Annotated in this window: 15 protein-coding genes and 1 pseudogene; 13 read left to right on the top strand and 3 right to left on the bottom strand. The window is 61.0% G+C overall.

From position 1 onward, the window contains the following. Positions 1-308: 308 nt before the first annotated feature. On the bottom strand, positions 309-2141 hold the full coding sequence (locus tag BSG20_RS11625) for an adenylate/guanylate cyclase domain-containing protein (RefSeq protein ID WP_072374676.1): 1833 nt from the start codon (positions 2139-2141) through the stop codon (positions 309-311). 359 nt (positions 2142-2500) lie between these two features. Here BSG20_RS11625 and BSG20_RS11620 point away from each other — a divergent pair. From BSG20_RS11620 to BSG20_RS11610, 3 genes and pseudogenes are all read left to right on the top strand, one after another. Beyond that, positions 2501-2785: pseudogene (locus BSG20_RS11620) on the top strand (amidohydrolase family protein); the annotation flags it as partial. A gap of 14 nt (positions 2786-2799) precedes the next feature. Continuing rightward, the gene (locus BSG20_RS11615) at positions 2800-3846 is read left to right on the top strand and encodes an AI-2E family transporter (protein WP_072374681.1); all 1047 of its coding nucleotides are present in this window, start codon (positions 2800-2802) and stop codon (positions 3844-3846) included. A gap of 690 nt (positions 3847-4536) precedes the next feature. Next, positions 4537-5421 carry a DUF2971 domain-containing protein gene (locus BSG20_RS11610; protein ID WP_072374684.1) on the top strand — a complete coding sequence of 295 codons (885 nt, stop codon included), beginning with the start codon at positions 4537-4539 and terminating at the stop codon, positions 5419-5421. 354 nt (positions 5422-5775) lie between these two features. Here the strand turns inward: BSG20_RS11610 and BSG20_RS11605 are convergent, their stop codons facing one another. Continuing rightward, positions 5776-7575, bottom strand: coding sequence for a diguanylate cyclase (locus BSG20_RS11605; protein WP_072374687.1), 1800 nt, complete (start codon positions 7573-7575; stop codon positions 5776-5778). A 278-nt stretch (positions 7576-7853) separates the two neighbouring features. On the opposite strand from BSG20_RS11605, the gene BSG20_RS11600 reads away from it, so the two are divergent. Both BSG20_RS11600 and BSG20_RS11595 read left to right on the top strand, forming a co-directional pair. Continuing rightward, entirely contained in the window at positions 7854-8558 is a 705-nt protein-coding gene (locus BSG20_RS11600; protein WP_072374690.1) for a GntR family transcriptional regulator, read from the top strand. 125 nt (positions 8559-8683) lie between these two features. After that, positions 8684-9646, top strand: coding sequence for a dihydrodipicolinate synthase family protein (locus BSG20_RS11595; RefSeq protein WP_072374693.1), 963 nt, complete (start codon positions 8684-8686; stop codon positions 9644-9646). 75 nt (positions 9647-9721) lie between these two features. Here BSG20_RS11595 and BSG20_RS11590 read toward each other — a convergent pair whose 3' ends face one another. After that, positions 9722-10759 carry an Ldh family oxidoreductase gene (locus tag BSG20_RS11590; protein WP_072374696.1) on the bottom strand — a complete coding sequence of 346 codons (1038 nt, stop codon included), beginning with the start codon at positions 10757-10759 and terminating at the stop codon, positions 9722-9724. Positions 10760-10909: 150 nt separating this feature from the next. Between BSG20_RS11590 and BSG20_RS11585 the strand changes: the two genes are divergently transcribed. The 8 genes from BSG20_RS11585 (at position 10910) to BSG20_RS11550 (ending at position 19595) form a co-directional block, all read left to right on the top strand. Then, positions 10910-12427 carry an aldehyde dehydrogenase (NADP(+)) gene (locus BSG20_RS11585; protein WP_072374699.1) on the top strand — a complete coding sequence of 506 codons (1518 nt, stop codon included), beginning with the start codon at positions 10910-10912 and terminating at the stop codon, positions 12425-12427. 185 nt (positions 12428-12612) lie between these two features. Beyond that, positions 12613-13422, top strand: coding sequence for an ABC transporter substrate-binding protein (locus BSG20_RS11580; RefSeq protein ID WP_072374702.1), 810 nt, complete (start codon positions 12613-12615; stop codon positions 13420-13422). Between the two features lie 68 nt (positions 13423-13490). Beyond that, complete coding sequence (locus BSG20_RS11575) at positions 13491-14156, top strand: amino acid ABC transporter permease (protein WP_072374704.1); 666 nt, start codon at positions 13491-13493, stop codon at positions 14154-14156. Between the two features lie 12 nt (positions 14157-14168). Continuing rightward, complete coding sequence (locus tag BSG20_RS11570) at positions 14169-14822, top strand: amino acid ABC transporter permease (protein ID WP_072374707.1); 654 nt, start codon at positions 14169-14171, stop codon at positions 14820-14822. After that, positions 14815-15537 (top strand): amino acid ABC transporter ATP-binding protein, encoded by a 723-nt coding sequence (locus BSG20_RS11565; protein WP_072374710.1) that lies wholly within the window; start codon positions 14815-14817, stop codon positions 15535-15537. Before BSG20_RS11570 ends, BSG20_RS11565 begins: the two co-directional genes overlap by 8 nt. Continuing rightward, positions 15537-16778 (top strand): NAD(P)/FAD-dependent oxidoreductase, encoded by a 1242-nt coding sequence (locus BSG20_RS11560; RefSeq protein WP_072374713.1) that lies wholly within the window; start codon positions 15537-15539, stop codon positions 16776-16778. Before BSG20_RS11565 ends, BSG20_RS11560 begins: the two co-directional genes overlap by 1 nt. An 87-nt stretch (positions 16779-16865) precedes the next feature. Continuing rightward, a complete protein-coding gene (gene lhpI, locus BSG20_RS11555) occupies positions 16866-18557 on the top strand; it encodes a cis-3-hydroxy-L-proline dehydratase (protein WP_072375178.1) in 1692 nt (563 codons plus the stop codon). Between the two features lie 9 nt (positions 18558-18566). Then, a complete protein-coding gene (locus tag BSG20_RS11550; protein WP_072374715.1) occupies positions 18567-19595 on the top strand; it encodes a trans-3-hydroxy-L-proline dehydratase in 1029 nt (342 codons plus the stop codon). The last annotated feature ends 174 nt before the right edge of the window (positions 19596-19769 follow it).

The following is a 19769-nucleotide window of genomic DNA, read 5'->3' as shown; positions in this document are numbered from 1 at the left end:
GCCTCCTCTGCCCGACGTTTCAGACCTATTCCCGCAGGCATAAGCAGCGCTTCCAAGCGGTCTGGGGCAAGTTTCCGCAGGAAGCCGGCGTTACCCGCGAAGGCGGTTGGAAGCGATCGCTGCTCTCATAGCCTTCCTGGTCTCGCCGGCAGCCCGCTGGATGACCAGCCGGCGCTGCGCATGGATGGTGGCGAAGTTAAGTCGATCTGGCAAAGGTGAGGGCCAGCGACATCATCCCCGATCGCGCTGCCGGGCTCCGCTCTCCAGCGGCTGAGTCCCAAAGCCAACGATGCTTGCGACCAAATGTGTTACTTTAGGGGGTCGCAGTCCGGCAAAGTCCCATTTTGGAAGCGAGATCTTGCTGCAAGTATGATTTGAGCGAAACGCGGCAGTGAACGCAAGCTGTCCAAGTCGTTGTCGTTTTCCATCCACACCAGCAATTCAGGGCTCATCTTCGGCGCAATGCGCTCGAGTGCGTCCAGCGCCGATGCGGCATCACCACTTATTGCCCATGCACAAACAAGATTTGACTGGAGCTGAATGTTGTCGGGCTCAAGGAGGCTGGCGCGTGACGCCCATTCTCGGGCTCGCTCGCGATCGCCGAGGAGCGCAAGGATACCGGCCCCATGCCCGATTGCGCCGCTATGGTCGGGTTCGGCAGCGACGATGCGCTCGATGCGCACTAGCGCACGGCGACAGGCGTCAAGCGCCGCCTGCTCGTCGCCCTTGCCCTGATAGCATTGGATGACCATCGCGGCGGCGTTGTAGTCTGCGGGCGCCAGCGCTGCAGCCCGCTCAAAATGGCGAATGGCGTCGTTGAACCGGCGCAGCATGACAAAGGTCCGCCCAGCGGCCAGATTGGCGGCGTAGTCGTCCGGCTCGAGTTGCAGGGCGATCGCACATTGGCGCTCTGCCTCCTCAAACTGTCCCCTGTATAGAAATAGCAGCGCCTTTCCGGCGTGGGCGCTGGCGAGGCCGGCATCGAGTTCGAGGGCGCGGTCGATTTCCGCTTCGCCCGTCTCGGTGCCACCAATGCTGCGCGTGAGGCGATTGAGCGTTTCGCCAAGAAGTGCCCAGGCACGCGCGTTGCCCGGTTCCAAGTCGGTCACGCGGCGGCAGAGCCGGATGATCAGCGGCAAGTGCCGCTCCGATCCCGTGACATTGTACTGCCGTGCCAGAAGAAACAGCTTGTACGCCTCGGGGTCGGTCGGGGCATAACGCTCGAGCGCCTGGCGCTCTGCGGGCAGCAGGCGAAGCCGGAGCGCCTCAACGACGGCCTTTGCGAGGTCTGACTGCAGCGCCAGGACTTCCTTGATATCCCGGTCGAAGCGCTCGGCCCAGACGGTCGCATCGTTTGTCCCGTCGACCAACTGCGCGGAAAGGCGGATTCGTTCACCTGCCTTGCGTACGTTGCCTTCGAGCACATAGGCTACATTCAGCTGCTGCGCGATCGCTCGCGCGCTCAGGGCCTTCATGCCGAAGGACGTCGCGCGGGAGATCACCGTGAGAGATGAGAGCTTGCTCAGATCGATGATGATGTCCTCGGTGACGCCCGCGCTGAAGTAGTCCTGCTCCGGATCGCCGCTGATATTGGCGAACGGCAAGACGCAGATCCCGATCCGCTCGCGGCTGGATTTGGCCTCCGCCGGCGAATCACCCTGGATGGCGAAGACCCGGATGGGCCGCTCAATGTTCTTCAGCGACATTGGCCCGAGATCTTCAAGGGCAACGTTCAACTTTCCGCCTACGTGCTCGCGCACCGTCTCCGAGAGTATGATACCACCCGGCTGGGCGAGGGCCTGCAACCGGGCTGCGATGTTGACTCCTTCGCCGTAGAGATCGCCGTCCTCGACGATCACATCTCCCAGATTGAGGCCCATGCGGAAGCGAAGGGTTGGGTCGGTTGCCGATGCCACGCTTTGCAGCGCGATAGCGCCCGCTGTCGCATCAACGGCGCTTGCGAACTCAATCAGGGCGCCGTCGCCCATGAGTTTGACGATGCGACCATGGTGTCGTTCTAGCACAGGATCGAATGCCGCAAACGCCGCCTTGACGCGGGAAAGCGTGCCAGCCTCGTCCCGCCCCATCAGCTTGCTGTAACTGGCGACATCGATGCAGAGAACAGCAGCCAGTTTGCGCATGCAACCATTCCTGTGAAGGTGAGCGCTTGCGACGAAAGCTCGGATTTGCGTCTGGCTAGTCCATCACATTCTGACATCGGAAACAAGCGAGTGAACGTGATTGTCGGCTTGGCCTAGTGCGTGATGAATCCGGCGCTCATCGGCGCCTATGATCGGCGAGATCGACCGCCTGCTGGTCAAGCCGATTGAGATCGAGGATGGAGATTTATAAACGGTCAAGTAGTAGATTCCGCTCATGTACAGTGCTACGTTCCTGGTTGTGTCCCAGGGGCCGCTGGTTCGGCGGGATGCCATGTTCCGATTGGGCAAGGATGGGAAGCGCTGCCAATGCCGATGATGTGGGAGGATTGCAGCGACCGTTCTCTCCGGCGTTGACGCCTCGCCAGAACACGATTCTGACCCATCTGGCCAACTGGTACACCAATGCCGAGGCCTTGCGCATGGCGACGTCGGGCAATGCGGAGCTTCTCGCGCTTTCAAGCACGCCGAATGCCGGAAAACTCGGCGTCATCGAAGCAGGCGCGTTCGCCGATATGCTAGTCTGGGACGGCAATCCGCTTGATGATCTTAGGATGGTTGAAGATCCGCAACGGAAGCTGAGCGTCGTCATCAAGGATGGACGGATTTTCAAGAATACACTCTAGGCGACGAGGAAACGATGCTGGCACGGAGAACGGTTCCTGCAACCCCGGTTCTGATTGCGGTGCTTCTCCTCGTTGCAATGCTTTCGATGGCAAACACCGTTCTTGCTCCGTTGACATTTGCCCTCCTTGTGATTGCGCTTCTGTGGCCTATGCAGCGGCGCATGCAGAGGATTATTCCGCGATATGTCGCGCTCCTCGTTAGCCTGTTCGTCGTCGTAATGGCCTTCGTGGTTTTCGCATGGATCGTGGCCTGGTCCTTCGGGCAGGTGGGGCGGTGGGTCATGGCCGACGCGTCGCGCTTCCAGCAGCATTACGAGGAAATCCGTCTATGGCTTGAGGACCACGGCATCGTCGTTGCGGTCCTTTCGGCCGACAGCTTCTCGGCGGCTTCCATCCTGCGCGCCGTTCAGACCGTCAGCAGCCGCGTCAACAGCGCCTTCAGCTTCTGGCTGATCGCGCTGACATACGTTCTGCTTGGTATAATGGAGGTCGAGGATTTCGAGCGCAGGATTGCCCGAATGCGAAGTCAGGTCGCGAGAAAACTCCTCCTGGACGGCAGCCGCCAAACGGCGCAGAAACTTCGACGCTATATGGCAATCAGGACGGTGATGAGCATCGCAACCGGGCTGCTTGTGTGGCTTTTCGCACGCGCGGTCGGTCTGCCCCTCGCCGAAGAGTGGGGTGCCATAGCATTTGCCCTGAACTATATCCCGTTTATTGGACCGCTGGTAGCAACGCTGTTCCCCACGATGTTTGCCCTCATTCAGTTCGACAACTGGCAGTCGGTAGTGGCGATCTTCCTGGGACTGAATCTCATACAATTCACCATCGGCAGCTACATCGAGCCACGTGTCTCGGGCAACGCGCTGTCCCTTTCGCCCGTCATCGTGCTGTTTTCCGTATTCGCCTGGGGTTACCTTTGGGGAATATTCGGTGCATTCATCGGCGTCCCGATCTCGATCGCCTTGCTGACGTTTTGCCGTCATCATCCATCCAGCCAATGGGTCGTTGAGCTGTTTGGAGCCGGTGGCGAGGGCGACGCGGCACCACCACCGCCCTAGATCTGCGGCGCGATCGGGCAGCCTCGACTGCCTTCAGCCTTCCGGAATTTCCCCGGCCTGATAGTTGGGAAGCCGACCGGCCGGCAGCATCGCCAAGAGAGCGAGAGCAGCCACGATCAGCAAGCCGATCGTCAACGCCAACAGCCTCGATTTCGTGTTAGTACGTCGCGCCTCTGCCCTCCGCTCCGGGTGGCATTTGTGTTCCCGATAACCGTCGCAAGTCGATCATTGCTGACAAAAGGTGATGCTATCGAGATTCACCTCGGACTGGATCTCGATCGGCAATGTGGTTTTTTGCCAATTGCCGCACGACTGCCGAACTGAGGAGGTCCGCCAGCAACGCCCTGCAACGGCAGTGCCGACACATAGGAAATTTGCAGTCACGAAAAGGGTCTGGAAGTTCCGTACACACTTTTCCCTTGCAACCTGCGCAAGCCTGACAGCATTCAATGAATGTTTCTTGTCCTGGTTGTGGGACGATAGTCTCTTAGAGTAGAGTATCTTTGCAATAGGTACGAGAAATGCCGGAAGGCGGTTCCTCGGGTATGGGCAAGCAATCCTGTCTGGGAATGTCGGGATCGTCACATGTTGATCCGGAAGATTAAACCAGGTCGCTTCGCCGATAAAAGGCGGACGCACATTCCGACCCGGGACGAGTAGAGTGGTTCTGCCCTCAACGGAGCTCGACCGATGCCAAACCTGATTGATAATCACCTGTCCCTTTTGCCGACATCACCCGGCAGGGTTAGTGCGACAAAGCGGCCGCGGCTTTTCCACTACACAACGCTTCAAGGGCTTCTCGGTATTGTCAGCTCGAAAGTGATATGGGCGACAAATATCCATTATCTGAATGATTCAGAGGAGTTCGCCTACGGCCTCGGCTATCTAAGGACAGAAGCGGAGGCCCGCGCAAGAAACGCATCCTCAGGACATCGGGCCATATTGCTTCGGGTCGCCTCTCTCGTTGATTACTTCAAGCAGGGATATGTCTACACAGCGTCGTTTGCTGAGGACGATGACCTCCTGAGCCAGTGGAGGGGCTATGGTGCTGGAGGGGGTGTATGCCTCGGGTTTGTTGTCGGTGACCTGCAAGAGATTGCGAAAAGGTCGGGTTTCCGCCTGATTAAGTGCATCTATGAGCAAAGCCAGAAAGCAGCACTCGCTAAGGAATTCATCGTTCATTCTTTGCCGACGATCGATGCCGCCACCACGTTGGACGATGAGCGGGTCGAGGAGTTCGCAAACCAGATCGTCACCCGCTACCAGCAACTGGCATGTGCCTTTAAGGATCCGTCCTTTCGCGAGGAATGCGAATGGCGCATCATTTCGAAGTTTGTGCCGCTTGACCATCAGTCTGTGAAAGTCCGTGGGACGCCAACGATGCTGGTGCCGTACTTCGAGGTCGACCTCGATCTGGGTCAAGATAGCCATGGACGGACGAACATTGGGATTGATACCCTGGTCGTCGGCCCCAGCCTGCAGAAGGAGCGAATTCTCCAGGCAGCTTCGATCGCCACTAAGCACTTGACCATTGAAGCTTCAAGGCCATCGGAGATCCCATACCGATCGCTATAGCAGCGCCTTCCGGACGGGCGCGAAGTTGGCGACGAACTGCCGACTTAATGTCCGCCGCGCAGCAGCGGATGGTTTCATTAGGAGACTTTCGCGCTCCAAGCACCCGCTGAACGTCCCCTTTTTATGACGGCGGCGACAGGCTCGTTGAGGTTCACGACGTGGGAGGGCGCGGTTTCGCGATGATTTCAGTAAAGAGGAAACTGGTTACACCCGAAATCCGGCGCGCCGGGCAAGCCGTATCGCCGGCTCAGTCGGCCTCAAGGTCGTGCGCTCTGGCGTCAGGCTTGCAATAGCGGTGCCGCCTTCAGTGGGAGGCGGAGGTGTGTGCTTGCCGCAGCGGACGGCCATGAAGGCCTACCCGGCAAGGCGGTGATTGGGCGATCCGTCGCACCCGTCGACGAGGGTAATGTTTCTGCCCTCCGATTTCGCCCGAAGCAGGGCAGCGTCTGCTCTTTGCAACAAAGTGGCGGCCGGCTTGCCATCTTCCGTCGAGGCAATCCCGATTGACACGGTCACAGTCCCCAGCGGCCGCCCCTGATAGGTGACGGGCGCGGCCTCAACTGCGCTACGAAGCTTCTCTGCAATATCGATGGCAGACCCCCCCGTTGCCTCGGGCAGAACGATCGTGAACTCCTCGCCGCCGAAGCGGTAGACCGAACCTGACTTTCCGGCCGTGTCGGCCATGAGTGTCGCGACCTGCCGCATCACATGATCGCCGGCATCGTGTCCGAATTCGTCATTGAAGCGCTTGAAGTGATCGATGTCGACCATCAAGCAGGCCGTCGGGCGATCCACGGTGTCTCGGCGTAGCCGGTTCATTTCGTCGTCCAGCGAGCGGCGGTTCAGAAGACCTGTGAGGGGATCTCTTATGGCAAGATGTGTCAGTCGGTCTCTAAGCTGCAGATTAGCGATCGCCAGTCCGATATTCTCCGCGATGATTTCGATGTAGAGCCTTGCAGTCACCATTGCCTTGCCGCCATCCGTTCCCTCGAAATAGAGGAGCCCGACCGTATCGCCGTGGGCGGACAGCGGTATGCAGATGCAAGCATCGTCCCCCTCTTCCAGATGCTGGCAGGGTACATCGTCGCGCGAATGGTCGCTGATATGGGGTCTGCCGCGTCTCAATCCCCAGCATTCCGCCGGCGCCAACACGTCGCGCGACCGGCTTGGCTGAAGCCAACGGCTGGTGGAGGTCAGCGCCGACCGGCCGCCGTTCATGAGGTATAAGTGTCCGGCGAGGTGCGGAAAGATCTGGGGCGCGAAAAGGGAAACGACCTCGGCAAGTTCTTCCTGCTGCTGGCAGGCCTGAAGCCGATGCATCAAGTGAAGGATGTGATCCTTCGTCTTCTGGTCACGCCGCCGCTCGGCATCCAGGCGCTCTCGTTCCAGGCCATTGTCTCGGAAGATCTGGATCGCCTCGTTCATCTCGCCGATTTCGTCGCGGCGACTGTCGGGAAGCACCTCGACGTCGTAATCCTGTTTCGCCAGTCGATTGACGATCCCGGTCATTCGGAGCAGTGGCGTTGCCACCCGACGCTTCAAGACAAAATACAGGACGCCGATGAAGACGGCGGCGGTCAGCCCTAACATCGACTTGGCTATGTTATCCCAGAGATCGGTTCGCGCTCTTGCACCAGCGAACTCGTCGTCGGCGCGGGTCGCGACAAGATCGATAAAATGCTGAACACTGGCGAGGAGGTCGGTCTGCAAGCGTTCGTGCTCCGGTCCAAAAAGGGTTTGCCGCGCACCGTCGCGATTGCCGTTTCCGTAGTCAGCAATCGCTTTTTCCTCGATCTGGTCCAGTGCTTCCGCATCACTTTCCAGCCGGCGTAGCGCAACGAGTTCCTGTGGCGACAGGTCGGTTGACTTCAAGCCCTTGATTGCGTGTTCGCGAGCGCGTTCCTCTCCTTCAGCGCTGCGAAATGCCTGAAGATGACGCTCCTCTCCTCGCATCACGAACAAACGAGCGTCCTCGGTTGTCTGTTCGACTGCTATGGCCAGCTGATCAACAAGCTCGTCGAGCTGCTGGCGGGTCTCGACCGCGGTTCGTTCGCGAACGGCGCTATGAGCGGACAAAATGAACGCTCCGCCTGAGAGAATGGTGAGCACAACCGTGACGGCGTATGCCCAGTTGGTGATCGTGCTGATCCGCATCCTGTCTCGTACTCCGCGACACATTGGTTCGCCTGAGTGGGCGTCCTGCGATGCTAAATTAGAGCGATAAATGAGCACTTAATTCAGACTATCTAACCGAAACGCAAGGCTCGCACCAACGAAAGCGTCGCTGGCAGTCTATCACGTTGTCATTGGTTGCCGCCGCCCCTTTTGTCTATTTCCCGTGACGTCATGCCCATTCACTCGCCGGGGTTGCCGGCGCTATTGATCCGGCGCGCGAGAAAAAGTATTCCTTTTGTCGACAAGAGGATTCTAGGATGACTGATACCGACCCGAATTCCACTCCCGAACGCAAGCGCGGCTCCGGCGTCAAGATGGTCTACGACCTCTTGCGTGATGAGATCCTTGATTTGGTTTTGCCGCCCGGCAGCCCGATCGATGAGGTGCAGCTGGCCGAGCGGTTCAAGATGTCGCGCACGCCGATCCGTGAGGCGCTGGTGCGACTGGCGGGCGAAGGGCTGATCGACACGCTGCCCAACCGCTCGACCATGGTCGCGAGCATTGATTTCCTCAACATGCACACCTTCTTCGATGCCTTGGTACTAATGTATCGCGTGACTACGCGTCTGGCCGCCCAGTATCACCGCGCCGAGGATTTGCAGGTGATCCGCGCGCATCAGGCCGACTTTGCCGCCGCCGTGGCGGCGCAGGATGCTTTGGCGATGATTGCCACCAACGCCGCCTTCCATTCGGCCATCGCCGAGGCCGGGCGCAACGCCTATTTCACCGGCCTCTTCAATCGCCTTCTCGATGAGGGGCGGCGCATCCTGCGGCTCTACTACCAATCCTATGAGGATCGCCTGCCGCAGCGTTTTGTTGATGAGCATGAGGACATTATCGCCGTCATCGCCGCGCGCGACAGCGAAGCCGCCGATCGCTTGGCAACGATCCATGCCGAGCAGATCGTACAGCAAATACAGAAGCTTTTCGCCCGCGGCGGAAAGTTGGATATCGCCCTTTGATGGGCTGCATAATTGTTGTCGACAAATAATATGCAAGTGTTATAACTGCTCTCGAAAACGCGGGGACGGGCGCCAGTGGTGGCGCGTCGATCCCTGTCCGTCCGCCAGGCAACAGGAGTTTCGCAATGAAGGCCAAGATTTTCTCCGGTGTGATTCCGGCTCTGATGACCCCCTGCAAGGAGGATCGCACCCCCGACTTCGATGCCCTCGTCCGCAAGGGACAAGAGCTGATTGCGCAGGGCATGTCGGCCGTCGTTTACTGTGGCTCCATGGGTGACTGGCCGCTCCTGACCGACGCGCAGCGCATGGAAGGCGTCGAGCGCCTGGTAAAGGCCGGCATCCCGGTCATCGTTGGTACCGGCGCAGTCAACAGCGCCTCTGCTGTTGCGCACGCGGCCCATGCCCAGAAGGTTGGGGCGCAGGGCCTGATGGTCATCCCACGCGTCCTGTCGCGTGGCTCGGTGATTGCGGCCCAGAAGGCGCACTTCAAGGCAATCCTCTCGGCCGCTCCGGATCTTCCGGCGGTCATCTACAACAGCCCTTACTATGGCTTCGCCACGCGCGCGGATCTGTTTTTCGCGCTGCGTGCCGAGCATCCGAACCTCGTCGGCTTCAAGGAATTCGGCGGCGCCGCCGACATGCGCTATGCCGCAGAAAACATCACGAGCCGAGATGAGGGCGTTTCGTTGATGATCGGCGTCGACACGGCAGTCTTCCACGGCTTCGTAAACTGCGGTGCGACGGGTGCCATCACCGGTATCGGCAACGTCCTGCCGAAGGAAGTGCTCCATCTCTGCAACCTCGCCCAAGCCGCCGCTGCCGGCAATGCCGATGCCCGCCAGCGGGCGCTGGAGCTCGAGCAAGCGCTTGCCGTTCTCTCCTCGTTTGACGAAGGCCCGGACCTTGTTCTGTTCTTCAAGCACATGATGGTGATGAAGGGAGACAAGGAATACACACTACACTTCAACGAAACCGACGTCCTGACGCACAGCCAGCGCGGCTATGTCGAGTCTCAGTTCAAGCTCTTCAACAGCTGGTATGCTGAATGGAGCAAGCTTTCCGGTGCTGTTGAGAAATACAAGGCCTGATTTCAAAGGCTCTCAACTGAAAGGCTCTCCATTTGGAGGGCCTTTATTGCATCGTCGGCAGTATGACGCCGTGGCTCAGGCCACCGCCTCCAACCCGAGTGCGAACAACCGCTCGAGCTGCTTGATTTCGGCGTCGGTGAGCGTGATGCCATCGGCTTCGGATTTTGCGCGCGCCAGATAGCGGCGCTGCGAGGGCAGGCGGGCGCCCTGGCCGACGATCGCCTCGAACAGTGTCTCTGCCCGCGCAAATGGATTGCCTGGCCGGCCGGCGGCGAAGGCTTCGGGGGAGAAGGCGATGATCAACTCGCCGTGGAAAGGGGCAAGCGTCGTCGTGCCGAGATAATCGAGCACCTCGGGGCTCGTCAGGTCGCCGATCATGATGCCGGCCAGCAGCTCGATCATCGTGCCGATGGCTGACCCCTTGTGTCCGCCGAAGGGGAGCATGGCGCCGGCGAGTGCGGCTTCCGGATCGGTCGTCGGATTGCCGTCGGCATCGATCGCCCAGCCCTCAGGCAACGGCTTGCCGGCCCGCCGGTGCAGTTCGATCTCCCCGCGTGCGGCGACCGAGGTTGCAAAATCGAAGACATAGGACGACTTGCCGACGCGCGGCCAGGCGAAGGCGAAGGGGTTGGTGCCAAGCAGCGGTTTGTTGCCGCCGGTCGGTGCAACGGTTGCATAGCTCGGGCACATGACCAGGCCGGCAAGTCCCTGTTCGCTCAGTCCTTCAGCTTCCGACCAGAGCGCGGAGAAATGCGTGCAGTCGTTGATGACGAGTGCTGCAAGTCCGCAGGAACGGGCACGCTCCACGAGTGCCGGCAGGCCGAGTTCGAAGGCCGGATTGGCAAAGCCGCCCTTAGCATTGACCTTCACAATCGCCGAGCCTTCCTGCAGCAGCAGTTCCGGCACCGCATCCGGCTTCACCTTGCCCGCCTTGACGGTGCGCAGCGCACCCTCGATCCGGTAGATGCCATGCGATTTGCAGGCATCCCGTTCGCCGGCCACGATCACGCGAGCAAGTGCGCCGGCTTGGATCTCGTTGAGGCCGGCCTTGCGGAAGATCGCATCGACCCGCTCCTGCAGTGCCGGGACGGTCAGGGTGGTGTTATCACTCATCTTGTGTCTCTCATGGATGGCCCGGCCGCCAAAGGCGATCGAGTGTTGATGTTATAAATACATAGAGTATACAAAGATCCGACGCGTGCAATTCGCCTGCGGATGGATTTTCGCGTAAAGCACCCCGGGCTCTCAAGAAAGGAATCGCAGATGGTCTTCACTCCCAATGGAAAACACCTCGTCGCTGGCGAATGGCTCGACGGAGTTGGTACTTTTGCATCCGCGCCGGCGCATGGTCCAGTGCATCAGTTCGCCGTCGGCACGGTAGACCTGGTGAATCGCGCATGTGAAGCTGCCGAAGATGCATTCTGGAGCTACGGTTACTCCACTCGTGCGGAGCGAGCGGCGTTCCTGCGTGCCATTGCTGACGAGATCGAGGCTCGCGCCGAGGCGATCACAGAGATCGGTAGCCAGGAAACCGGTCTGCCGGAAGCGCGCCTGCAGGGCGAACGGGGTCGCACAACCGGCCAGTTGCGGCTTTTCGCCGATCATATTGAAAAGGGCGAGTATCTCGATCGCCGTCTCGATGCCGCGCTGCCCGACCGACAACCCGCGCCGCGGCCGGAGATCCGGCTCATCCAGCGCCCGATCGGCCCGGTTGGCGTCTTCGGCGCCTCGAACTTCCCTCTCGCCTTCTCAACTGCTGGTGGCGATACCGCCGCCGCGCTGGCGGCAGGTTGCCCTGTCGTCGTCAAGGGCCATTCGGCGCATCCAGGGACCGGTGAGATTGTCGCGCAGGCCATCGAGGCGGCCATCCGCAAGACGGGTGTCCATCCGGGCGTGTTCTCGCTGATCCAGGGCGGTAGCCGCGAAGTTGGCCATGCGCTGGTGCAGCACCCACGGATCAAGGCGGTCGGCTTCACCGGCTCACTCGCCGGCGGCCGCGCACTCTTCAATCTGTGCGCCGCGCGACCGGAACCGATCCCGTTCTTTGGCGAGCTCGGTTCTGTCAATCCAATGTTTCTGCTGCCCGAAGCGTTGAAGGCGCGCGCCGAGACGCTCGGCCAGGGCTGGGCGGCGTCGCTGACGATGGGCGCCGGTCAGTTCTGCACCAACCCTGGGATCGCTGTGGTGAGCGAGAGTGCCGACGCCGATCGCTTCGTGGCCGCGACGGTCGAGGCACTCGGCAAGGTGGCGCCGCAGACGATGCTGACGGATGGGATCGCGAAGGCCTATCAGGATGGGCAGGCGCGCTTTGCAAGCCGCAATACGGTCAAGCCGCTGTTCGTCGGCGAAACCTCCAACCGTTCTGCTGCCCCGAACCTATTCGAGACGACGGGCGCGCAGTTCCTCGCCGATCACGCTCTGGGCGAAGAGGTCTTCGGACCGCTCGGTCTCGTGGTGCGCGTGGAGGCAATCGATGAGATGGAGCAGCTTGCGCGCGGCTTCGAAGGCCAGTTGACGGCAACGATCCATATGGACGCTGGCGATCTTGCTGACGCGCGCCGCCTGCGTCCCGTGCTGGAGCGCAAGGCCGGACGCGTGCTGGTTAACGGGTTCCCCACTGGGGTCGAGGTGGTCGATTCCATGGTCCATGGCGGGCCCTATCCGGCGTCGACCAACTTTGGGGCCACCAGCGTCGGCACGATGTCGATCCGGCGTTTCCTGCGTCCGGTCTCGTACCAGAACATGTCCGAAGAGCTTCTGCCGGAAGATTTTCTCGGCTGATTCCTACCGCCGATAGAAAAAGCAAGGGCGGCCACGACTTGGCCGCCCTTTTTTGTCGACATGAATATCGATGATCTTATACTTTTTGTATACTGGATGTATTTTTACATTGATTTGCGCGCGCTGACGGGGAATAGTGCGCCTCGTCCGTCAATGGACAATCCAACTCTGGGAGAGAGAAAAAGATGAAATCCTCGGTCCTCGCCTTCGGCCTTCTGGCCGCCGCCACCCTCCTGACCAGCCCGGCCAAGGCTGACAAGCTGGACGATATCATCGGTTCGGGCACGCTGCGTTGCGCTGTCGTGTTGGACTTCCCGCCGATGGGTTCGCGCGACGAGAACAACAATCCGATCGGCTTCGACGTGGACTACTGCAACGATCTGGCCAAGGCGCTGGGCGTAACTGCCGAAATCGTTGAGACCCCGTTCCCTGAACGTATTCCGGCGTTGATGTCCGGCCGCGTCGACGTGGGCGTTGCCTCCACGTCCGACACCCTTGAACGCGCCAAGACCGTCGGCATGACGGTTCCCTACTTTGCTTTCGAGATGGCTGTTACCGCCAATGAGAAGTCGGGGGTGAAGTCCTTCGAAGACATGAAGGGCAAGGTCGTCGGCGCCACGGCCGGCACCTATGAAGCGATCGCACTCGAGCAGCAGGTCAAGGCTTTGGGTACCGGCGAGTTCCGTCCTTACCAGACGCAGGCCGACGTATTCCTGGCGCTGAGCCAGGGTCAGCTCGATGCCACCGTTTCCACCTCGACCGTGGCGCAAGCGAACGTCAAGACCGGCAAGTTTGCGGCTATCTCAGTGGTCGGCAAGGCGCCCTTCGATATCGACTACGTCGCGCTCTTCACCAACCGTGAGGAATACGGCCTCATCAACTACCTGAACCTGTTCGTCAACCAGCAGGTTCGAACCGGCCGCTACGACGAACTCTACAAGAAGTGGGTCGGCGGCGAGGTACCGTCTCTCGCGGTCAATGGCGTATATCGCTGATCTGACCGTTTCTCCCGCGGCGCGAGGCGTTCCCTCGCGCCGCAGCTTTACAGAAAGGTGAGACGGTCATGTTCAACTACACCTTCCACTGGAACCAAGCCCTGAAAGCATTGCCGCAGATGCTTGATGGTGCGCTGGTCACACTGCAGATTGCGCTCTTGTCCATGGTCATCGGACTGGCTTGCGCGATCGCGCTGACCTTGTTCCGACTATCCGGCAACCGCATCCTTGGCGGCTTCACCATGGCCTGGGTCGAGATCGCCCGAAATACACCTGCGCTGTTCCAGATTTACATGGCCCATTTTGGCCTTGGCAATTTCGGCATTCACCTCACTCCATTTACCGCGCTCTTGGTGGGCATTGCCTTCAACAACGGCGGCTACCTGGCTGAAAATTTCCGCGGCGCACTGACGGCGATCCCGGAGACGCAGACACGGGCCGGGCGCTCGATTGGCATGACGTCGATGCAGACCTTTCGCCTGATCGTCTTGCCACAGATGCTGCGCGTGGCCTTTCTGCCGGCGACCAATCAAATGGTCTGGGCAGTTCTAATGACGTCGCTCGGCGTGACCGTCGGCATGAACACCGACCTTGCCGGCGTGACCCAGGAACTGAATGCGCGCTCCTTCCGCACCTTTGAATTCTTCGCCTTGGCTGCCGTGATCTACTACGTCATCGCCAAGGTTCTGACCCTTGCTGCCCGGGCGCTCGCCTGGCGTATGTTTCGCTACTAAGGGAGGTGAGAGATGTTCAATACTGCCCTCACCTGGGGTGATCTGACCTTCCTGGCGCAAGGCGCTGGGATGACGCTTGCGGTCACTGCCGTTTCGGTCGCTGCCGGCACCCTCCTTGGAATTCTATTCGGAATGATCCGTGTCGAACTCGGGCCCTACTGGTCCGCACCGCTGACCTTCGCGCTCGACGTCTTCCGCTCGGTGCCTTTGTTGATCCAGCTTGTGCTTGGCAATGCACTCCAGTCGATCACGCGGCTTGGCTGGCCTCCGTTCATGACCTCCTGTGTGGTGCTGTCGCTCTATACCGCCGCCTATTGCACGGAGATCGTGCGCGGCGGCATTTCCTCGGTGCCACCAACCACGCGTCGTGCGGCTCGTTCGCTCGGCATGACCTGGTGGCAGGATATGCGCTATATCGTTGCGCCTCTTGCCACCCGCGTTTCGCTGCCGTCCTGGATTGGTCTGACGCTCGGCGTCATGAAGGATTCCGCGCTGGTGCTCTGGCTTGGCCTTATCGAGTTGCTGCGCGCCTCGCAGATTCTCGTTACCCGGCTGCAGGAGCCGCTGTTCGTCTTGATGATCTGCGGCGCCGTCTACTTCATCATCAGCTTCCCCATCGCCCGGATTGGCGGGTATCTCGAAAAACGGTGGTCCCCCAATGATTAAGATTGAAAACGTTCGCAAATCCTTTGGCCCGTTGGAGGTTCTGAAAGGCATCGACCTCACCGTCCAAAAAGGCGAAGTGGTCACCGTCATCGGCGGTTCCGGTTCGGGCAAGTCGACGCTGCTCACCTGTATCAACGGGCTGGAGCCTATCGATTCGGGGCGCGTCGTAATCGACGGCACCGAGGTTCATGCCAAGAGCACCGACCTCAACAAGCTTCGTCGCAAGGTCGGGATCGTCTTCCAGCAGTGGAACGCCTTCCCGCATCTGACCGTACTGGAAAACGTGATGCTGGCGCCCCGCAAGGTTCTCGGCCTGTCGAAGGACAAAGCCGAGGAGATTGCCGTCAAGCAGTTGACCCATGTTGGCCTCGGCGAGAAGCTGGAGGTCTATCCGAACCGCATGTCGGGCGGCCAGCAGCAGCGCATGGCGATTGCCCGTGCGCTTGCCATGTCGCCGGAATACATGTTGTTCGACGAGGTGACGTCGGCGCTGGATCCCATGCTCGTTGGCGAAGTGCTGGACACACTGAAGATGCTTGCCGAAGAGGGAATGACGATGATCTGCGTCACCCACGAGATGGCTTTTGCTCGGGACGTATCCAAGCGTGTTGCCTTCTTCCATCAGGGCATCATGGCCGAGATCGGTACGCCCGATCAGATTTTCGGCGCGCCGCAGCATCCTGAAACGCAGAAGTTCCTGGCGAGCGTGCGCTGATGGCCGGACCTGACGTCATCGTGGTTGGCGCGGGGGTCGTTGGGCTATCCGCGGCGATCGCAGCACAGGCAAGAGGGCTTTCGGTGGTCGTACTCGACCGAGACGGTCCCGCTGCTGGAGCATCGGCAGGCAATGCCGGCGCCTTCGCCTTCACCGACATCTTGCCGCTTGCCTCGCCTGGCATTCTGAAGAAAGCACCGAAGTGGCTTCTCGATCCGCTCGGTCCATTGTCGGTCCCGCCTGCCTATGCCTTGCAGATCGCGCCCTGGATGTTTCGGTTCTGGCGTGCCTGTGCGCCGGGCCGTGTCGCACATTCCACAGCGGCGCAAACCGCGCTGATGGATCTTTCGAAGGCGGAGCTCGAGCCGTTTCTGCAGCAGACCGGCACCGCAGCCATGCTGCGCAAGGACGGCAATCTCCAGGTCTACGAGGGCGAAGCGGAGCTGAACGCATCGCTTCCCGGCTGGAAGGCGCGGGAAGCGCACGGCGTTGAGTTCCATCACCTCGATGCGCTCGGCATGGCTGAGATCCAGCCCGGCCTCGCGCCGCGCTTTACCCATGGCACCTTCACGCCGGGCTGGTACTCCATCGCTGATCCCAAGCTCTATACCCTTGCCTTGGCGGGCCACTTCCGCGCCATGGGCGGCACAATCGAGCGCGCGCAGGTAACGGCGTTGCGTCCCGTAGAGGGCGGCGTCGATGTTGTGAGCACCGGCGGCGGTTCGCGACGTGCCGCGCGTGTGGTCCTGTCGGCAGGCGCCTATTCCCATCAGGTGGCCCGCACCATCGGCGAGAACATTCCGCTGGAAACGGAGAGGGGCTACAACACCACCCTTCCTCCCGAGGCTTTCGACTTGCGCACCCAGGTTACCTTCGGCGGTCACGGGTTCGTCGTTACCCGGCTATCGACGGGTATCCGTATCGGTGGTGCCGTCGAGCTCGGGGGGCTCAAGCTCCCGCCGAACTTCCGTCGCTCCGAGGCGATGCTGGAGAAGGCCGTGAGTTTCCTGCCGGGCCTGAAGCCGCAGGGTGGCGTTCAGTGGATGGGCTTCCGTCCATCCTTGCCCGACAGCTTGCCCGCCATCGGCCATGCCCGCGACAGCCAGCGGGTTGTCTATGCTTTCGGTCACGGCCATCTCGGCCTGACTCAGTCGGCAGGGACCGCGCGGATCGTCGCGGATCTGCTGACAGGCAAGAAGCCCGCCATCGACATCGCGTTCTTCTCGCCGCAAAGATTCTGATGGAGGCCAACAGCGTGCCAACCGCGATGTTGGTTCGCAACGCCCCCGTTGGTGATCGTCATCTCTCCGCTCAAGGCTTCGCGTGAAATGAAACAATCCGCACTCGATCGCAGCATTCTCGGAGGCTCCGCCAAAGGTCCCGTCATCGCCACCAAGGAGGCCTTGAGCTTCTGGGGTGGGGTCGATCCGGCGACCGGCAGCGTGATCGACGTGCACCACCCGCTTCACGGGACCTGCCTGACAGACGGCATCCTGATGATGCCGTCGAGCCGCGGGTCCTGCACGGGTTCCGGCGTGCTCCTTGATCTTGTCCTGACAGGGCGTGCACCGGCCGCCTTGGTTTTTTCCGAGGCTGAGGATGTGCTGACGCTCGGCGCGCTAATCGCATCCGAAATGTTCGGCAAGCCGCTGCCCGTCCTGAGGCTTGGGCCGGAAGCCTTTGCGGCGCTCTCCCGCGCGAAGACGGCTGAGATCCGCGATACGGCGGTTGTGGCGGACGGGTTGGAGATTTCGATCGCTCCTCCGAAGACCGCTGCGCTCGACCTCACCGAAGCCGATCGCGCCATGCTTGACGGACGGCAAGGTGTCGCCGCGCAGCAGGCTATGCGCATCATCTGCGCCATGGCGGCGCAGCAAGGTGCATATGGGCTCGTGGATGTCACGCAGGGCCATATTGACGGCTGTATCTACGCCAGCCCGGCAAATCTCACCTTTGCGGAGAAGATGGCGGATATGGGGGCGCTCGTTTGCGTGCCGACGACCATGAACGCCATTTCCGTGGATCGCGCCAATTGGCAAGCGCAAGGCGTACCGTCGACCTTCGGCGACCCGGCCGCGCGGCTTGCCGATGCCTATGTCCGGATGGGCTGTCGGCCGACTTTCACCTGCTCTCCCTACCTGCTCGACAGCGCGCCAAAGGCAGGCGAATCCATCGCATGGGCGGAATCCAACGCGGTGATCTTCGCCAACACCGTCCTCGGGGCAAGGACGGCAAAGCACCCCGACTTCCTCGATCTCTGCATAGCGCTGACGGCCCGCGCGCCGCTATCCGGTGTCTATCTCGACGAGCACCGCAAGGCGCGGCGTATCGTCGATGTCGAACTGCCTGAGCACGTCGATGACGCTTTCTGGCCGCTGATCGGCTATCTCGCCGGTCGTGCAGCACCGGACCGCATTCCGCTTCTGCGCGGTCTCAGTCCCGCGCAGCCTTCGCAGGACGATCTCAAGGCCCTTTGCGCCGCTTTTGGCACCACGTCCGCAGCACCCATGCTGCATGTGGAGGGCGTCACTCCTGAGGCCGCCGACGCGGCACCCGATGGCGCCGATCGCGCCTTCATCTCGCGCGCCGACATGGCCGCGGCCTGGACGATTCTCAATGAAGGGCCGGAGGACGTAGAACTCGTCGCCATCGGCAGCCCTCATGCCTCTCTGAGCGAATGTCGTGCCTTGGCAGATATGTTTGCTGACCGCATCCGGCACTGCGATGTCACGGTGATCGTCACCGCCGGTCGGCAGGTCATCAGCGCGGCGCGCAAGGAAGGCTTACTAAGCAGATTGGAGGACGCAGGCGTACAGGTGTTGCCCGATCTCTGCTGGTGTTCGATTTCCGAACCGGTGTTCCCGACGCGGACCCGCGCCCTGATGACGAATTCGGGCAAGTATGCCCACTACGGCCCCGGCCTTTCCGGTCGTGCCGTTCGCTTCGGCAGTCTTGCCGATTGCGTTACCGCGGCTCTGACTGGGCGGGTTCCGGCACAGTTGCCAGATTGGCTTTCCTGAGGAGGGATCATGCGCAGTACCAAGACCATCCATGTGATTTCCGCCCATGCCGAAGGTGAGGTGGGAGATGTCATCGTCGGCGGCGTGATGCCGCCGCCCGGCGAAACGATCTGGGAGCAAAGCCGCTGGATCGCCCGTGACCAGACGCTGCGCAATTTCGTGCTGAACGAACCGCGCGGCGGCGTCTTCCGTCACGTCAACCTGCTGGTGCCCCCGAAGCATCCCGATGCCGATGCCGCCTTCATCATCATGGAGCCGGAAGACACGCCACCCATGTCCGGCTCGAATTCGATCTGCGTGTCCACGGTGTTGCTTGATAGCGGCATCCTGCCGATGCAGGAGCCGGTCACTGAAATCACTCTGGAGGCTCCCGGTGGCCTGGTTCGTGTGCGCGCCGAGTGCCGCAACGGCAAGGCCGAGCGCATCTTCGTGCAGAACCTGCCGAGCTTCGCAGAACGGCTGGATGCAAAGCTGGAAGTCGAGGGACTGGGCACATTGACCGTCGATACGGCCTATGGCGGCGACAGTTTCGTTATCGTCGACGCCGCAGCCATGGGCTTCCGCCTATCACCGGACGAGGCGCATGACATTGCGCGGCTCGGTGTACGGATCACCAACGCGGCCAATGCCGCATTCGGATTCCATCACCCCGAGAACCCGGATTGGAAGCACTTCTCCTTCTGCCTCTTCGCCGGCCCCGTGGAGATCACAACGGAAGGCCTTCGTGCCGGCGCTGCCGTCGCGATTCAGCCCGGCAAGGTCGACCGCTCGCCCACCGGCACGGCGCTGTCGGCGCGCATGGCGGTGCTGCACGCCCGTGGGCAAATGACCCTTGAGGACAGGCTGACCGCCGTTTCGCTGATAGGCTCCACCTTCACCGGCCGCATTCTCGGCACCACCGAAGTCGGCGGTCATCCGGCGATCCTGCCGGAAATCTCCGGTCGCGCCTGGATCACCGGCACGCACCAGCACATGCTCGACCCCTCCGACCCCTGGCCGGAAGGCTACCGTCTCACAGACACCTGGGGCGCCCGCTGATTGCCCAATCAGCTTTGAGCGGTGCGGATAGGATCTGCTCAAGGCTCCTTCGAGGACCTTTGCTTGTGCGCTAGGAGTGATACGCTCGAAGCACACCCGCCAAGAACGAACAGGTGGCGGTTTTGGTGTGCCGGATAAATGCCGAACGGCCCGCTGGACAATCAGCGGGCCGTT

The sequence above is a fragment of the Rhizobium tibeticum genome (assembly GCF_900110205.1).
Lineage (GTDB): Bacteria > Pseudomonadota > Alphaproteobacteria > Rhizobiales > Rhizobiaceae > Rhizobium > Rhizobium tibeticum.
This window is presented reverse-complemented; position numbering and strand designations above follow the sequence as displayed.

What these genes read in the sequence shown, in the direction of transcription:
- BSG20_RS11625 (WP_072374676.1), bottom strand. Translation starts at nt 2,141, where the DNA reads ATGCGCAAACTGGCTGCTGTTCTCTGCATCGATGTCGCCAGTTACAGC.
- BSG20_RS11615 (WP_072374681.1), top strand. Translation starts at nt 2,800, where the DNA reads ATGCTGGCACGGAGAACGGTTCCTGCAACCCCGGTTCTGATTGCGGTG.
- BSG20_RS11610 (WP_072374684.1), top strand. Translation starts at nt 4,537, where the DNA reads ATGCCAAACCTGATTGATAATCACCTGTCCCTTTTGCCGACATCACCC.
- BSG20_RS11605 (WP_072374687.1), bottom strand. Translation starts at nt 7,575, where the DNA reads ATGCGGATCAGCACGATCACCAACTGGGCATACGCCGTCACGGTTGTG.
- BSG20_RS11600 (WP_072374690.1), top strand. Translation starts at nt 7,854, where the DNA reads ATGACTGATACCGACCCGAATTCCACTCCCGAACGCAAGCGCGGCTCC.
- BSG20_RS11595 (WP_072374693.1), top strand. Translation starts at nt 8,684, where the DNA reads ATGAAGGCCAAGATTTTCTCCGGTGTGATTCCGGCTCTGATGACCCCC.
- BSG20_RS11590 (WP_072374696.1), bottom strand. Translation starts at nt 10,759, where the DNA reads ATGAGTGATAACACCACCCTGACCGTCCCGGCACTGCAGGAGCGGGTC.
- BSG20_RS11585 (WP_072374699.1), top strand. Translation starts at nt 10,910, where the DNA reads ATGGTCTTCACTCCCAATGGAAAACACCTCGTCGCTGGCGAATGGCTC.
- BSG20_RS11580 (WP_072374702.1), top strand. Translation starts at nt 12,613, where the DNA reads ATGAAATCCTCGGTCCTCGCCTTCGGCCTTCTGGCCGCCGCCACCCTC.
- BSG20_RS11575 (WP_072374704.1), top strand. Translation starts at nt 13,491, where the DNA reads ATGTTCAACTACACCTTCCACTGGAACCAAGCCCTGAAAGCATTGCCG.
- BSG20_RS11570 (WP_072374707.1), top strand. Translation starts at nt 14,169, where the DNA reads ATGTTCAATACTGCCCTCACCTGGGGTGATCTGACCTTCCTGGCGCAA.
- BSG20_RS11565 (WP_072374710.1), top strand. Translation starts at nt 14,815, where the DNA reads ATGATTAAGATTGAAAACGTTCGCAAATCCTTTGGCCCGTTGGAGGTT.
- BSG20_RS11560 (WP_072374713.1), top strand. Translation starts at nt 15,537, where the DNA reads ATGGCCGGACCTGACGTCATCGTGGTTGGCGCGGGGGTCGTTGGGCTA.
- lhpI (WP_072375178.1), top strand. Translation starts at nt 16,866, where the DNA reads ATGAAACAATCCGCACTCGATCGCAGCATTCTCGGAGGCTCCGCCAAA.
- BSG20_RS11550 (WP_072374715.1), top strand. Translation starts at nt 18,567, where the DNA reads ATGCGCAGTACCAAGACCATCCATGTGATTTCCGCCCATGCCGAAGGT.